Source organism: Paenibacillus sp. 01T443 (assembly GCF_056398325.1).
Window position 1 is genome coordinate 604,807 of record NZ_JBFTPE010000008.1, and the last position, 14,681, is coordinate 619,487.

14 protein-coding genes are annotated in these 14,681 nt (G+C 50.1%); 1 reads left to right on the plus strand and 13 read right to left on the minus strand.

The window, feature by feature from the left end:
* Nucleotides 1-16: 16 nt before the first annotated feature.
* The 6 genes from AC1DLI_RS16605 to fabF form a co-directional block, all read right to left on the minus strand.
* Nucleotides 17-1,096 carry an AI-2E family transporter gene (locus AC1DLI_RS16605; RefSeq protein WP_477604388.1) on the minus strand — a complete coding sequence of 360 codons (1,080 nt, stop codon included), beginning with the start codon at nt 1,094-1,096 and terminating at the stop codon, nt 17-19.
* A gap of 287 nt (nt 1,097-1,383) precedes the next feature.
* A complete protein-coding gene (locus tag AC1DLI_RS16610; protein WP_477604390.1) occupies nt 1,384-2,346 on the minus strand; it encodes an ABC transporter substrate-binding protein in 963 nt (320 codons plus the stop codon).
* Between the two features lies 1 nt (nt 2,347).
* Nucleotides 2,348-3,385: a FecCD family ABC transporter permease gene (locus AC1DLI_RS16615; protein WP_477604392.1), complete on the minus strand. Its 1,038-nt coding sequence runs from the start codon at nt 3,383-3,385 to the stop codon at nt 2,348-2,350.
* A gap of 1 nt (nt 3,386) precedes the next feature.
* Nucleotides 3,387-4,391, minus strand: coding sequence for a FecCD family ABC transporter permease (locus AC1DLI_RS16620; protein ID WP_477605041.1), 1,005 nt, complete (start codon nt 4,389-4,391; stop codon nt 3,387-3,389).
* A 146-nt stretch (nt 4,392-4,537) separates the two neighbouring features.
* Entirely contained in the window at nt 4,538-6,157 is a 1,620-nt protein-coding gene (locus AC1DLI_RS16625) for a helix-turn-helix domain-containing protein (RefSeq protein WP_477604394.1), read from the minus strand.
* 100 nt (nt 6,158-6,257) lie between these two features.
* Complete coding sequence (gene fabF / locus AC1DLI_RS16630) at nt 6,258-7,496, minus strand: beta-ketoacyl-ACP synthase II (RefSeq protein WP_477604396.1); 1,239 nt, start codon at nt 7,494-7,496, stop codon at nt 6,258-6,260.
* Between the two features lie 127 nt (nt 7,497-7,623).
* Here fabF and AC1DLI_RS16635 point away from each other — a divergent pair, with 127 nt between their 5' ends.
* Nucleotides 7,624-8,466, plus strand: coding sequence for a helix-turn-helix transcriptional regulator (locus AC1DLI_RS16635; RefSeq protein ID WP_308998487.1), 843 nt, complete (start codon nt 7,624-7,626; stop codon nt 8,464-8,466).
* A gap of 38 nt (nt 8,467-8,504) precedes the next feature.
* On the opposite strand, the gene AC1DLI_RS16640 is transcribed toward AC1DLI_RS16635, so the two are convergent.
* The 7 genes from AC1DLI_RS16640 to AC1DLI_RS16670 all read right to left on the minus strand — a co-directional run bounded on the left by AC1DLI_RS16640 (nt 8,505) and on the right by AC1DLI_RS16670 (nt 14,607).
* Nucleotides 8,505-9,101 (minus strand): ABC transporter ATP-binding protein, encoded by a 597-nt coding sequence (locus AC1DLI_RS16640; RefSeq protein WP_477604398.1) that lies wholly within the window; start codon nt 9,099-9,101, stop codon nt 8,505-8,507.
* Entirely contained in the window at nt 9,091-10,014 is a 924-nt protein-coding gene (locus AC1DLI_RS16645) for an oligopeptide/dipeptide ABC transporter ATP-binding protein (protein ID WP_477604400.1), read from the minus strand. Before AC1DLI_RS16645 ends, AC1DLI_RS16640 begins: the two co-directional genes overlap by 11 nt.
* Before the next feature lie 46 nt (nt 10,015-10,060).
* Nucleotides 10,061-10,921, minus strand: a complete 861-nt coding sequence (locus AC1DLI_RS16650; protein ID WP_477604402.1) for an ABC transporter permease — start codon at nt 10,919-10,921, stop codon at nt 10,061-10,063.
* Nucleotides 10,918-11,913, minus strand: a complete 996-nt coding sequence (locus tag AC1DLI_RS16655) for an ABC transporter permease (protein ID WP_477604404.1) — start codon at nt 11,911-11,913, stop codon at nt 10,918-10,920. The genes AC1DLI_RS16650 and AC1DLI_RS16655 overlap by 4 nt, the downstream gene beginning before the upstream one ends.
* Before the next feature lie 21 nt (nt 11,914-11,934).
* Nucleotides 11,935-13,524, minus strand: coding sequence for an ABC transporter substrate-binding protein (locus tag AC1DLI_RS16660; protein WP_477604406.1), 1,590 nt, complete (start codon nt 13,522-13,524; stop codon nt 11,935-11,937).
* A 277-nt stretch (nt 13,525-13,801) separates the two neighbouring features.
* Nucleotides 13,802-14,251 carry a nickel-responsive transcriptional regulator NikR gene (gene nikR, locus AC1DLI_RS16665; protein ID WP_477604408.1) on the minus strand — a complete coding sequence of 150 codons (450 nt, stop codon included), beginning with the start codon at nt 14,249-14,251 and terminating at the stop codon, nt 13,802-13,804.
* A gap of 53 nt (nt 14,252-14,304) precedes the next feature.
* Nucleotides 14,305-14,607 carry a Dabb family protein gene (locus tag AC1DLI_RS16670; protein ID WP_477604410.1) on the minus strand — a complete coding sequence of 101 codons (303 nt, stop codon included), beginning with the start codon at nt 14,605-14,607 and terminating at the stop codon, nt 14,305-14,307.
* Between the last annotated feature and the right edge of the window lie 74 nt (nt 14,608-14,681).

The following is a 14,681-nucleotide window of genomic DNA, read 5'->3' on the forward strand; positions in this document are numbered from 1 at the left end:
TTGTGTCAGATCTATGTCAGGCATTTTCCCATTGCTGTTTAAAAAAAAGCTCATACACTCTGCAATATACAATTTTTAGGATCATGTAGACCGGAATAATCAGTAAAATACCAAGAATGCCAGCAATGTCTCCACCAACCAGCACTAAAATGATCGTCGTCATGGGATGGATATCAAGCTGCTTGCCGAAGACATAAGGCGCTACCAGATTGTCCTGAATCTGCTGGGCTACCGTAATGATAACAATCGACCAGATGGCGATAGTCGGGGATTCGATGAAACCAATAATTACGATCGGCACGGAAGACAGGAATGAACCGATAAAAGGAATAAAGTTCAGAATGACAGCCACAACCGTCAGCAAAAGCGCATATGGCAGATCGATGATAAGGAAGCCTACATACATGAAGACGCCAAGCGCCAGATTCACGATTACGCGGCCGACAATAAAGCTGCTCAGCATATGATCGATATCCTCCATCACTTCCGTTCCGTCCTTGCGGAACCTCTTGGGAATGAAGCTGACGATTTGTTCTCCGAACTTCCCTCCTTCCTTCAGCATGTAAAACAAAAGGATCGGGAAAGTAATAAGTACTATCGCAAAATTAGAGAAGAACGTGAGCATGCCGGAGAAATAATCCGTTAACAGCGTAAAGCTTTTATTCAGATACTCTGTCAGCTTGGACAGCGGACTTGAATTCTCTGGCAGGAAAGAGGAAATAAAGCCGTTATGTTCAAGCTCTGCCACCTGCTCGCTTAAGGAAGTGAACAGCGTTGGCGCATTTTCGACCAAATTAAGCAACTGCGTGCGAAGCGATGGCCAAACGCCAAGGCTGAAGACGACCATGATGGCGGCGAAAGCCAAATAAATGAGCAGAATGGCGAATGTCCGATTGACCATGCGGCGTTCCATAAGATTGACGATTGGACGCAGAAGGTAATAGAAAAACCCTGCTAGCATAAGCGGTACGATAATCATGCTGAATAGCGAGAGCACTGGTTTGAAAATAAAATCGACACGCGAACCCAAATAAATAATGATCAGTATTAAAATGATGGAAACACACCATCTAATAAATCGATTATGTCTGGCCATATGAACACCTTCTTCTCCGTTTTAGATGGGCGGTTCAACCACGCTGCTAAACGTAATTCCCCCTATGAACCAATCGTCTCCCCAAAAATAGGTTACTTACCTTTTACCCGCTGCTGCCTCAGGTGAAACCTTGACACACAAGCGTAAACGGCTGTCGCCGTCCTCAGTGGCAAAAGCTATCGTTTCGCGGAGATAGATAAGCACATTTATAAGTGAAAACTTTTAAATTCTTATATATAAAAAAAGGATCGCATCAGGGGCGACTGCTCCCTTATGCGATCCTTTGCTTATTTCGTAAACAGCTTCTCTGCATCATCAAGCGCCATACTATGGCCGATAGAAGAGTAATCGAGCCACTTCTGTCCGTCCAAAACATAGACATGATCGTTTTTCACGGCCTTCAAATTTTGCCATACCAAATTTTTCGCGAGCTCGTCAAATTTGGCTTTCGCTTCGTTCCCTTTGCTTATGATAACGAAAATCGCATCCGCATCAAAGTCCGGGAGCACCTCTTGCGAGATGACCGCGTAAGGATCTTCCGTTATTTTTTCTACTCCTGTCGCCGGATGTAGAGCAAGATCCTCAAACATGATAGGTCCAACCGGCCGCTTCATTCCCATGACTCTCAGCTCCTTGGCTGTCATGCGTATTGCCATCACCTTCGCATCTTCCCCCAGCTCCGCGTTGATTAAACCCTTTACCCGCTCTGCTTTTGCTGCGTATTCTTTAATGAACGCCTCGGCTTCTTTCTCTTTGCCGACCTGCTGTGCAATCCGCGTCAAATGGTCTCGCCAAGTGCCTTGCTCCATATCAATGCTGATTGTAGGCGCAATTTTCTCGAATTTAGCCTGATCGCCGCCGGAATAAACCTCATCCAAATAAATAACATCCGGCTTCAGCGCCAGCACGGATTCCATGTCCGGATCGGTGACTACGCCAAGCTTCGCCGCGCCTTGCAGCTGATCAGCGACATGAGGCAGAAAATCCTTAACATCGCCGCCAACTACCGAGCCTGCAGGCTTAATGCCGAGTGCGAGCAGATTATTCGTAATATGAATGGACATCGATGCAATTTTCGCATTCGCATCATGGGTGGTTGATCCTTCCTCAGCAGCAGGCGCTTCGGATGGGGCTTGCGACGGCGTGTTCGTGCCGGATTCCGATTGATTGGATGCTGACGGCTTTCCGCATGCAGAAAGGACAACCATAAGCATTAGTGCAGCAAACATAGTAAACATTTTTCTGGTCATTTTAACGATTCCTCCGGGTGTTAGGTTTTGTGTGCAAAAGTAAATATAGAAAAAACGGGCCACCAATAGCCGCTACGACAACGCCTGCCGGGATGGCATTCGGCTGAAAAAGCGATCTGCCAACGGTATCTGCCGTTACAAGTATGACAAGGCCAATAAGACCGGCGATCGGCAGAAAATGCCGATGCTGCGGCCCAGCCAGCCGCCTCGCAAGATGCGGCGCAATAAGACCGATGAAACCTATTCCGCCGGCCATCGACACGCTTGCGCAGGCCAAAGCAACAGCAAGGCTTGCCAAAACTAAGCGGCTTCTCCCAACCTGGCTCCCGACACCTAATGCGGTCTCATCACCAAGGGCAAATAAATCGAGCGAGCGCGAACGCATATATATGACCGGTACAAGCAAAACAATCCACGGCAGCAGCGCCTCCGCATTCACCCATTCCCTGCCCCATACGCTTCCGGCAAGCCAACGGGCTGTAAAAGCGTACGTATCCTCGTCAAGCCGGAGCGAGAGAAACAACGTAAATGCGCTGACTCCTGCTTCCACTGCAATGCCGACTAATAGCAAACGAATCGGTATCAAGCCTTTAAACCGGTCGTAAGCAAGGACAAAGATAAGAACCGATATAGCTGCCCCGCCGGCAAAGGTAAACAATGGAATCAGCAGCGCCGCAGGACCTTCCATGGTTCTAAAATAAGTAACAAACATAATTAAACCCAATGCCGCCCCTGCATTTATGCCCAGAATTCCCGGATCTGCAAGCGAATTGCGGGATATACCCTGCAAAACCGCTCCTGATATGCCAAGACCGATGCCTGCAAGCGCGGTAACAACGATACGCGGCAGACGATATTCAAACAGCACAAGCCTCTCGTCTGCAGTGCCGCCGCCAAGCAGCGTCCTCCAAATTTCAGTAGGAGACAATCGGATCGTTCCTGTATTTAAACTCACAATGACAACAACGATGGCAACCGCAATCAAAACAATCCCGATGAGAATTGCTCTAGCTGCTCGTTTTTGCTCCAAGCTGGCCATTCTAAAGCTCCCGCCTTTCTTGCCTGGCCAGATATAGAAAAAATGGCACGCCGACTAATGCAACCATCGCGCCAATCGCAAACTCCCGCGGCGGATTAACCATGCGAGAAGCAAAATCCGCCCAAACTAGCAGTATCGCGCCAAGCAGGGCCGAGAAAGGAATCAATTTCCGGTAGTCTACGCCGATCAGACGCCGGGCGATATGCGGCACGACAAGCCCAACAAATCCGATTGAACCCGCAACGGCCACCGAGGCTCCCGCAAGAATAACCGCAGCCGTCATCCCCAGCATTTTCACTCTTCCCGTATGTATACCGAGACTTGCTGCAGTCTCATCGCCAAGCGACAAAAAAGAAATGGATCTGCCCATTGTCGAGATACCAATAATTACGACCAGAACAATGGGCGCTAGAAGCTTAAGATGCTCCCATTTCACTCCCGCAACCCCGCCGGCGTACCAAAAAGCGAGATCTTGACTCAGCTCGTAATAAATTGCAATCCCGCTGCTGAAGGAGTGAAGAATCGCAGCAAGAACGGCTCCCGCTATCGTTAACCTAATGGAATTCATTCCTCCCTGCGTTGCCGTTCCTAATAAAAGAATGAGCACTGTGCTGAGTGCAGCCCCGGTAAAGGACATAAGTATAAGCTGCATGTAGGTTAGATTCGGCAAAAAAGCGAAACAAAGCGCAACTACGAATGCTGCCCCCGCGTTTACTCCCAAAATGCCGGTATCCGCCATCGGGTTTCTTGTGACGCCCTGCATTAGCGCGCCCGCAACAGCAAAGGCCATGCCGGTAATGACGGCACCAAGCACGCGCGGGAGCCTGTATTCCTGTATAATTTGATGGGCAGTCAAATCCGGATTGTAATGAAAAACGGAAGCCCATACCACCGCAATGCTTAGCTCCTTCGCCCCGAAGGATACCGACAAAAATATGGATATCAATAGTACGGCCCCTGCCGCCGTAAACCAAAAGCCGGTCACCCATGATTTATTCCGTTTCATCTCTCTATAGATCTCGATATCCCCCCATTTGATAATATTGATAATCATTATCACTATTTAATTATAGCTTCCCCTCTTAACCCGTACATGACATATTTCAAGAATCATTCATGGATTATTCCAAGATTGACACACTTCGGCTGCTGTCAAAGGAGCAGCAGCCGCTCGACCTCTTCTAATTGTTGGTTAATTCCGTGCGGAGCATACACGATCCACTTCTCCCAATCCAGAAAAAAAAGCTTACCGCTTCGAATAGCCGGATGCTTTATCCAGTGTGGATTTGAATGAATATATTGCATAATTCGCTGGCGGTCATGTTCCGTCTCGCAGGAGATGAATAAATAATCCGCTTCAAAATCTTTGATTTCGTCCGGTTTAATAGACATCCAGTTGAAGCCTGTTCCTACTGCGTGCGCTCCCTGCGCTTGTCTAATCCGAGTAGGCATGGCAAGCTGCAGCGAGCGGTAAAATACATGCCCGATATTCCTCGTCCCGTACATTCTCAGATCATTTTTACGGGAAACGCATATGGCAACGGAGGCATCGCCAATCAATGCCTGTGCTTTTTTTCGCAAACGCTTTGATCTCCGTTCGTGATTATCCATCCAGCGGAGCGATGACGATTTCCTGTCCACCAGCTCAGCAATCTCTTGATGATGGGCATATATATCTTTGCTTGCCCAGGAAATCGGAATGATCGGAGCGATATCGTTAATATGGGCTTTCGCTTTTGCCAGTACATTGTCCTTGCAGAGGATCAAATCAGGCTTCATATCGCTGAATGACTGCCGGCTGATATCCCAAGGATCCGATGCATGCTTCGGCAGTGTAAGCTCCCTTGTAACGAGCGGCATAAAACGATGCACCTGCGCTGCGCAAGGATGAAGGCCAAGGGTATAAAGATGGTCCGTATAAGGCGAGGAAAGGGAAATGATGTTCAAATCCTGTTTCTTTGTATAAATGGTTGGAGAATACCCGTTTGTTTCCTTAAACCGCCGGCTAAAATAAAACTCATCCTCGTAACCCACATCGGCAGCGATATCATTAACCGGCTTATCGGTTGTCAGAAGCATCTCTTTCGCCTTGTTCATGCGCAAATGGGTTAAATACGACACGGGAGTTTTGTCCATCGTTCTCTTAAAGATTTGCGAATAATAAGACGGATGAAGCCGCGCTAATTCAGCCAGCTTATTGACTCTGATTGCTTCCCGGTAATGGCTTTGCATATAATCAACCGTCAATCTAAGTCGGTCTTCCATCTCGTTATTGTCGGCAGGCTCCGCATGCCTAAGCATCGCGTTCAACAAATCAGACAAGTGATGCTGTGCAAGCAGTTGACTTTGCCCGCTGTCTTTCTCCCCGGCGGCGGTCAGCAAATACAAATAACGCTTGAAGAGACTTCCGTTCATTTGCAGCCTCCCTGTCAGCGGAAAAGTAAGCTCGCGCCGATAGGATCTCCCCGCTTCCGTTCGTTCCGTCAAGCGGTACCAATCAAATGTTACCCAATATAGCTCCGTTCCAAGCAACGACAAAAGCTCCATATCCGCAATCGTTCCCGGGGCAAGCATATGCAGCGAATCCCGCTCTAAGATACTAGATTGTCCGTTTATCGTTAAATGCCCTTCGCCTTTGGCCAAATAAAGCAAAGTATGCCGGGCTAACGGCGTGTAACCGTCAACCCAGCTTGGCTTCTCTATTCCTGTTCCCGCATGTCCGATTTCAAAAATGACATCGCGCAATAATTGATAATGATCAAGCGTGCTCATTTCAGCCGCGCTCCTCTCCTTAACCTTACCGCTGCCTTCGGCAGCAATAAATGAAAATCATTATCAATTGTAATGAAAAACCATGCTCAATACAACGCTTTTATTTTGTAAATTTCTTCAATATAATAACCGCGTTATGACCGCCGAAGCCAAAGGAATTGGACATCCCGATTTCAATATCCGCCTTACGAGCCTCGTTTGGCACGTAATCGAGATCGCAAACGGAATCAGGCTCCTCCAGGTTGATGGTCGGCGGGATCACGCCCTCCTGTATGCTCTTCACTAAAGCGATGGCTTCCACTCCGCCCGCAGCCCCGAGCATATGTCCTGTCATCGACTTGTTCGCAGTCACAGGAATTCGATAGGCTTGCTCGCCGAACAGTTTTTTGATCGCCGCAGTTTCCGAGCGGTCTCCGATTTCCGTGCTGGTGGCATGCGCGCTGATCACATCAATCTGGTCAGGCGCTAGGCCCCCTTCTCGCAAAGCATGCTTCATTGCTTGGTAAGCACCAATGCCCTCCGGATGCGTGGCTACCATATGATAGGCATCTGAGCTGGCGCCGTAGCCGATGACCTCTGCATGAATACGAGCGCCTCTGCGCTGCGCATGTGATAAAGACTCCAGCACAAGTATGCCGGCACCCTCAGCCATCACAAACCCGTCGCGACCGGCATCGAAGGGCCGGCTTGCCTGCTCTGGCTCTTCGTTTCGGGTCGAAATGGATGTAGCGTTGCCGAAGCTTGCCAGTGATATATCTGTAATTGCTGCTTCTGCGCCTCCTGCGATAACCACATCCGCGCTGCCTGAACGTATGAGACGCCAGGCTTCCCCGATTGCAGTATTCCCTATGGAGCAAGCCGTAACAGGCGACATGGAAGGACCCTGCGTACCGAAGCGAATGCTGATCATCGCTGCGGCCATGTTCGCGATCATCATCGGGACTAGAGTTGGACTCACCCGGTCAGGCCCTCTCTCGTGCAGGACCTCAGCTTGGCCGAGCAAGGTTTGAATGCCGCCGATGCCGGAGCCTACATAAACGCCTACGCGTTCACGATCCGTATCGTCCATTGACAGTGATGCATCCTCCAATGCCTGTTCCGCCGCCGCAATCGCAAATTGGCTGAACCGATCCATGCGGCGGGCTTCCTTCCGTCCAAATCGCGCCTCTGCATCAAAATCCCGCACAAGGCCTCCGATTTTCGATTTATGCTTACTAGTATCGAAAGAATCGATTGATGATATACCAGATCTCCCGTTTACTAATCCGTTCCAAAATTGTTCCACGCTGTTCCCAAGCGGCGATATGACGCCCATCCCTGTAATTACGACTCGTTCCATCGTGAACCCTCCTTCGCAAACTCCTTTATGAATTGTAGTTTGTCACAGAAGTTATCCTATTACAAGTTGTAGTTTATTATAGTATAATGAGTACCACGATAATGGAAGAACAGGGATGATAGATATGATTAACCAAGAAACAAGATTACAGGCTCTCTCTTCGTTCTTAAAATCAAAGCGGGCCAAAATCTCTCCCGAAGCCGCGGGATTCCCTCCCGGTGCCCGGCGAAGAACACCTGGCTTACGCAGAGAAGAGGTTGCGCAGCTTGCCGGCGTAAGTCCAACCTGGTATACATGGCTTGAGCAGGGCAGAGATATTAAAGTATCCGGCTCCGTTCTCGATTGCGTGGCTGCGGCGCTGCAAATGAATGACGACGAGCGGAAATATTTATATGCACTTGCCTTGGGGTCCGGTCACATCAATCATATGATTGACGAGGAGCATTCGGAAATTACGCCATCACTCAAGCGAATCCTGCAGGAGCTGCGTTTTTGTCCCACGATCATATCCGATCGCCGCTGCCAAATTGTCGGATGGAATGCAGCAGCCTCGCATGTGTTTATGGATTTCGAACAAATACCTGCCGAACAGCGAAATATGATCCAGCTGTTGTTCACGCGCAAAGAGTTTCGCAGGCTTGCGGGAAATTGGGAGCATTTTGTAGGCGGCTATCTGGCTATCTTTCGCGCCTATTACGGCCAATATGTGCAAGATGATTGGTATGAGCGGTTTATTGAGGAAATGAAGGGCAGCCATCCGGAGTTTCAGTACCTTTGGGAGCAAAGCCAGGTCAGCTCAGCTCCGGATGTACTGCTTGAATTTCGGCATGCGAAGGTGGGGAAAATGTTATTTCATCTGACTTCTTTTCAAGTGCAGGGGCCTTCCGATTTGAGATGCAGCGTGTATACGCCGGCGCCTGAGTCCTCAACCGAGTCTAAGCTGCGCCGGCTGATGGAAAAACAAGACTAACGAAACGGTTTGATTTTGATACAAAATGGTACGGGCATTTATCCGAATGGAACTGTGCGGTCGCATATTTTGTTCACGAGCGCATGATCATGACTGATGACCAGCAAACCGATTTGTCTGGCCGCAGCGATATCCAGCACGGTATGCCAGATTTGAGCCTGCGTAATCGCATCCAGCATCGTCGTCATTTCATCCGCAATCAGAAATTTGGTGCCCGGTCCCAGCGCCCTGGCTATACAGCATCGCTGTAGCTCACCACCGGACAACTCGTTCGGATAACGCTGCAGAAAGTCTTCTCTGATCCCTAGCGCCTCAAGCAGCGGATCATCCGGAGACCAGCCTTCTGATAACGTTTTAGCCATTCGCCACCTTGGATTGACCGCGCGCTCCGGATGCTGGAATATCATTTGAACCGGATCATAACCGTTATTGTGTTTTTTTCGGCCCGCTACGATTACCTCGCCCGCGATTGGCTTCACATAACCCGCGAGCAGTCGTCCCAATGATGTTTTCCCGCTTCCGCTCGGCCCGATAAGTCCGACGGTTTCGCCCGGCTGCACCGAAATGTTAAAGTCGGTAAACAGCCATGGACCGCTCTCGTATCGCCAGCCTAGATTCCTGCCCTCAAGTTGCATGTAAGCACCTCACGATTCCGCCCCGGATGGAACGAGGCTCCGGCCGCATCGTCCCGCATTGCTCCCCAGCCGAAGGACAGCGATCAACAAAGAGGCAGCCTTGCTGACCAAGGCTTCTTCCTGGCTGCGATCCGGGCAGCGGAACAAATCCGTTTTTCGGCAGCGCGCGCCATAACGCTTGACTGTACGGATGTCTAAGCCTCTCGCCATCACCCGCAAAATCACTGGCAGGAGCGAGCTCGACCGACGTTCCCGCATAAAAAACGGCGACCTTATCCGCTATACGTACAGCCGCCTCAATATCATGCGTAATCAACAATACGGCGCAGCCTCCTTCTGCCAGCTGCTTGAATTGCTTCAACGCTTCCTCAACATCGCCCGGATGCATGCCCGGTGTCGGTTCATCGGCAATAATCAGCCTAGAACGGCCAAGTGCGGCCGTCGATACAAGCACCTTGCGGGCCATGCCGCCCGAGAGCTGGAACGGAAAAAGCCGTTCTACATGCTTCCCCAAATGAAATCGCTCGAATAAGCTTTTACGCTCAATATGCTGCTCCAATCCATCCTCCCTCGTCCGAAGCTGCTTGCCAACTCGCATGAGTGGGTTCAAATAGCTGACGGATTGCGGCACAAAGGCGACTTCTTTGCCTCGGTAGCGTCTTAGCCTTGCTTCGTCAAGCGGCGCTCCGCCGTATGAGATGCTTCCGGACATAACGACATTTGGAGGAAGAATGCCCATGATCGCATGCGCGAGCAGGCTTTTACCCGATCCGCTTGCTCCGACGAGCGCAACGATTTCTCCTTCGTTTATCGCAAAATCCAGCTCTTCGATGACATTGACCGGCTCCTGCCGGCTTCCCTTCGTATATTGCATGAACGAGATCGATAGTTTATTTACCTCTAACAGCGGCACGGGTTTCCCTCCTTTCTATTTGAAATGACGACGATCGGCTTAACTGTCAAAGATGGGTATGGCGTGGATCAACCAGCTGCCGAAGATGATTGCCAAGCTTGTCGAATGCTCTTACGGTGAGCAGCAGTCCTAAGCCGGGAAATACGGCAAGCCACCACATACCGCTCGATAAATAACGCATCGATTCAGAAAGAATGATGCCAATGGCTGGCTGATGCGGGAACATTCCAAGACCCAGAAACGTTACAGCCGCTTCATGCAGCACGGCATGCGGAAAAAGAATAAGGAACCCCACAAGCAATTGCGGCAGTAAATGCGGCGCCAAATGGCGTGTCGCAACGGCATAGCGAGAGCTTCCAAGCTTTCTCGCTGCGAGCACATATTCCGCGGACATCAGCTGCAGCGCCTCAGCGCGAATGATGCGGGCAAGGCTCGGCCAGTGTGTGAGCATAATTCCGACAGCGACTCCCTTCAGCCCGCCTCCACAAACAAAAGCGATCAAAATGAGCATGACGAGATGAGGAACGCTTAAGAACACATCGATCAGCCAAGTAATGATGCGATCAGCGGTTTTGCCAAGCGTTGCTGCCATAAGTCCCATGATGGCAGCGATTACGACACTGCATGCCGCACCAAGCAAACCTACCTGAATGCTTAAGGCAAGTCCTTTTACGGTTCGGGAGAGCATATCCCTGCCCAGCCAATCCGTGCCGAATAGATGAGATAGAGATGGCGCCAGGTTTCGGCTTTCCAGCTGAACGGAGAGCCCTGAAGCGCCGAGCAGCCAACTGCCAATTCCTATGCTTGCAAGCAGGACTGCCGCAGCTGCCGCGGATACAAGCGTCCTCCGCCGTTCGTTCCAGCGCCGCCGCTCTTTCTCTTTCTGAACTGAGGCCGGTTGATTCACCCCCTCATCCCCTTCCCCAGCCGCAGCCTCGGATCAACCATCCGATAAAAGTAATCTGCTAAGGCATTTCCCGTAAATACGAACAACGTACTGCATAGAACGAGCCCCATAAGAAGCGGCACGTCGCCTCGCAACCCGGATTCTACTGTGGCTTGCCCCAGTCCGGGATACGAGAAAACTTGCTCTACGAGCACCGCTCCCCCGAACAACTCACCGAATGAAGCGAATTGCAGCGTAATCGCAGGCAGCGCAATATTGCGCAGGCTATGTCTAAAAAATAAGCCCGCGCCTCTTTCGCCTCTTGCTTTGGCAAATAAGATATAGTCGCTATCCATCACGTCGATCAGCTTCTGCCGCGTGTGCAAAGCAATCGGCGCAATCCCGACAACGCTCAAAGTAATGCCAGGCAAAATCATATGGCGGATATAGTCGCCGGCTGTGACGCTTCCTGCCAGCACCCCTGCCGGCACGCCGAGCCCGACAGGCAGCCAGCCGAGCCAAACCGCGAACACCATCATGAGCAGCAGTCCGATCCAAAAGGCCGGTGTCGAGGCAAGCGTATAGCAGTAGCTTGTGATCATACGATCGATCCAAGAATCTCTTTTTAACGCCGAAACCACGCCCGCAGCAAAACCCATGACACCCGAGAGCATCCATGCGAACGCCATGAGCAAGGCTGAATGCATAAATCGCTCTCCGATAACTTTGGTCACAGCCTCTCGGTAAATCATCGAGGTTCCCAAATCACCTTGAAGTAAAGCAGAAGCCCACTTTAAGAATCGTTCCGCAAACGGACGATCTAGTCCCCAATACGCGGCAATCTCTTCCCGCTGCTCCGCTCCGACACGCATCACATCCGCACCGATGTATGATTGTACGGGATCAATGGGCGACATCGCGACAAGCGTAAAGGTAATGATGCTGACCGAGGCCAGCAAAAGAAGCAGACGAATGATTTTTTTACCTATAAAAACTGCAATTCCTCGAAACATGCAAGAACCTCTTCCCGCTTTCTACTTTGTCCAGCTCCAGCTTTCGATGTTGTCCGTAACCGGCCATCCGTGACCATGCGGCTGAATGCGCTGCTTGCCGATGTCTAGCCCATCCTTCACCAAATAAAGATGATCGATATTGACGAGCCAAGCCCAAGGCGCATCGCCCTGCACGCTCAGCCCTGTTTGACCGTCCCATTGCGCTTGCTTCCAGAAGGACAGAGCTTCTTCTTCGGTACGGGCATCAAGCGCTTGCTCAAACAGCTTATCCACGGCCGGATTGCTGTAATAGCCGGTATTATAATAATCAACACCGCCATACTCACTGCTGTAAAGATTGAACATTTCCAGCGGATCATGGCTGCCCCAGCCAAGCAGCACTGCATTTGAATGCATGAGCTTCTCTATCTCATCCCAGCTCTTGCCTTCAACGTTGATTTGAATGCCAGCTTTTTTTACCATATCAGCGGCTGCCAAAGCAAGCGATTGCCGGGTAACGTCTCCGGATGGATAAAGCAGCGTAAACTCCGCCTTAAGCGATCCTTTCTCAACAATGCCGTCCTTATCGCTGTCAATCCAGCCGCCATCGGCTAATATCTGCGATGCAGCGTCCGCATCATTGTCTTTGATTACAGTGTCCTCGTTCCACCAAGGCAGTCCGTCGTTCGCGGTGAAAGCTGGTGAACCGTAGCCTTCCAAAATACCCTCGACCAGCTGTTGACGGTCAATAACGGTGTTGATTGCTACACGAATCGCTTTGTCTGCCGTAACATCATTCCCGATCGCATATCCCTTGTCCGTTTTGCCGCCCGCCGTCACGTAAGGAAATGCGATTCCCCGATTATCCACCGTCTTGACTGCTTCAAGGCGCATCCCGGCAACTTCTTGATGGCTAAACGCAGAAGGAATGTAGGCCACATCGACGCTGCCCGCCTTCGCTGCCGCAAAAGCAGCATCCTCATTCAAGAATAGAAAGGTCAGCTTATGGATTGAAGGTTTGGCTCCGTAATAATTTGCATTCGCCTCTACGATCAGCTGCTGTCCCCGATCCCATTGCACGAATGTAAACGGTCCGGACCCAATCGGTTTTTCTGCATAAGTGCTGCTATAAGCATGCTTAGGAACAATCCCTGTAGTGATCAGATTATAAACAAAGGTAGATTGGGGCTTATGAAGCTGGAAAATCACTTCATCCTGACCCGCCTTTACGCTTATCAAATTTTTCAAATCAATGGCCGCTCCATTGCTGGCTATCGTATCAAAGGTAAACTTAACATCCTCGGCTGTTAAAGGTTCCCCGTCTGAGAAGGTAACGTCGTTCCGAAGCTTAACCGTCCACGTCTTACCGTCTTCGCTGACCGTGTAGCTTGTCGCAAGATCGTTTACGATATTTAACTGATCATCACGCTTCAGCAGCGTGCTCTGGAAAAGCGGCGACCCATAACGGCCCCAGCCCTTAGTCGGGTCAAAGCCCGTATCCGGCTCTGCGCCTATGGCTACAACAAGCTCATCCTTTGGCGCAGAGTTTTCTGCCGGCTTTGCCGTGCTGCAGCCGGCAACAAGCAGAAGAACAGCGAGCGCAAACACCGTTCTTGAATAAAATCTTTTCATTTTAATCCCCCTGTTTGTGTTGATTTTCGTAACACGATTATACGATATTGTAACACGACCCAATTGCGAATTCACCATTTTTTCTTGGCTTCGCTTGGAATACGTAACAGACAAGCGTAAACGGCTGTCGCCGCCCTCAGTGGCAAAAGCTATCGTTTCGCGGAGATATATAAGCACATTTATATGTGAAAACTTATAAATTCTTATATATTAAAAAGACTGTAAGCACGTATTCGCGCTCACAGCCCTGGGGATTGCTCAAAAATAATTAAAAATATCACTCATGCGTATGCTCTTTGCCATGATCATGCTTGTCCGCGTAGGTTACCGAAAGCTCGGCATAAATGACGCCCTTTTGCGCTTGAATCTGCTGATGCAGCGAACGCAGCCGCGCAAGCTGTCCTCTCACGACGATAACCTCCAAGCATTGATCGTGATTCAAATGGACATGCATATTGGAGATGATATCATGATGAAAGCGATGCTGTACCTCCATCAGCACGATCGGAAGATCGCTTGCGTGATGGTCGTAGACGAGTACGATCGTTCCCGCCACATGCTCCTGGCCGTTCATTCGGGACGGTTCCAGCAAAGCTCGCCTAGCCATGTCACGAATGGCCTCGGATCGGTTTGTGTAGCCTTGCTCATCGATATAACGGTCAAACTGATCGATTAAAGGCGCCGGGAAAGAGACCCCGAACCGGACCAACTCTTCCTTGTCTGCCATACATTCACCCTGCCTGCTTCATTTTCGTCTTGTGATATCTTCAATGATAACCGTTAAACGATTGGATAATCAATGACGATCACATTATCAATAAGTCCGTCCAGTAAGCTTACGAAGCTTTGATGCGCGGGATGCGGGCCATAATCGAGCAAAGCCTGTTGATCGGTAAAGGTTACCCTAAGCCCGAGTGTATAGCCTTGAATATTGCCGGTTTCCGTCGTTTCGTTACTGCCGGCTGTCAATTGTATGATTCCCGGAATTCTCGACGGCAGCGAATATAACGCATCCAGCAGCTCCTTTTCTTTGCTGGCGGACAATTTTTCTTTGAATTTAAAGGAAACCAAATGCTCAAACATATGACGACAATCTCCCTTCCATGCTCATAGCGCTATTTCACTTTATCATATCATGCATAAGTGATGTGAAAAAC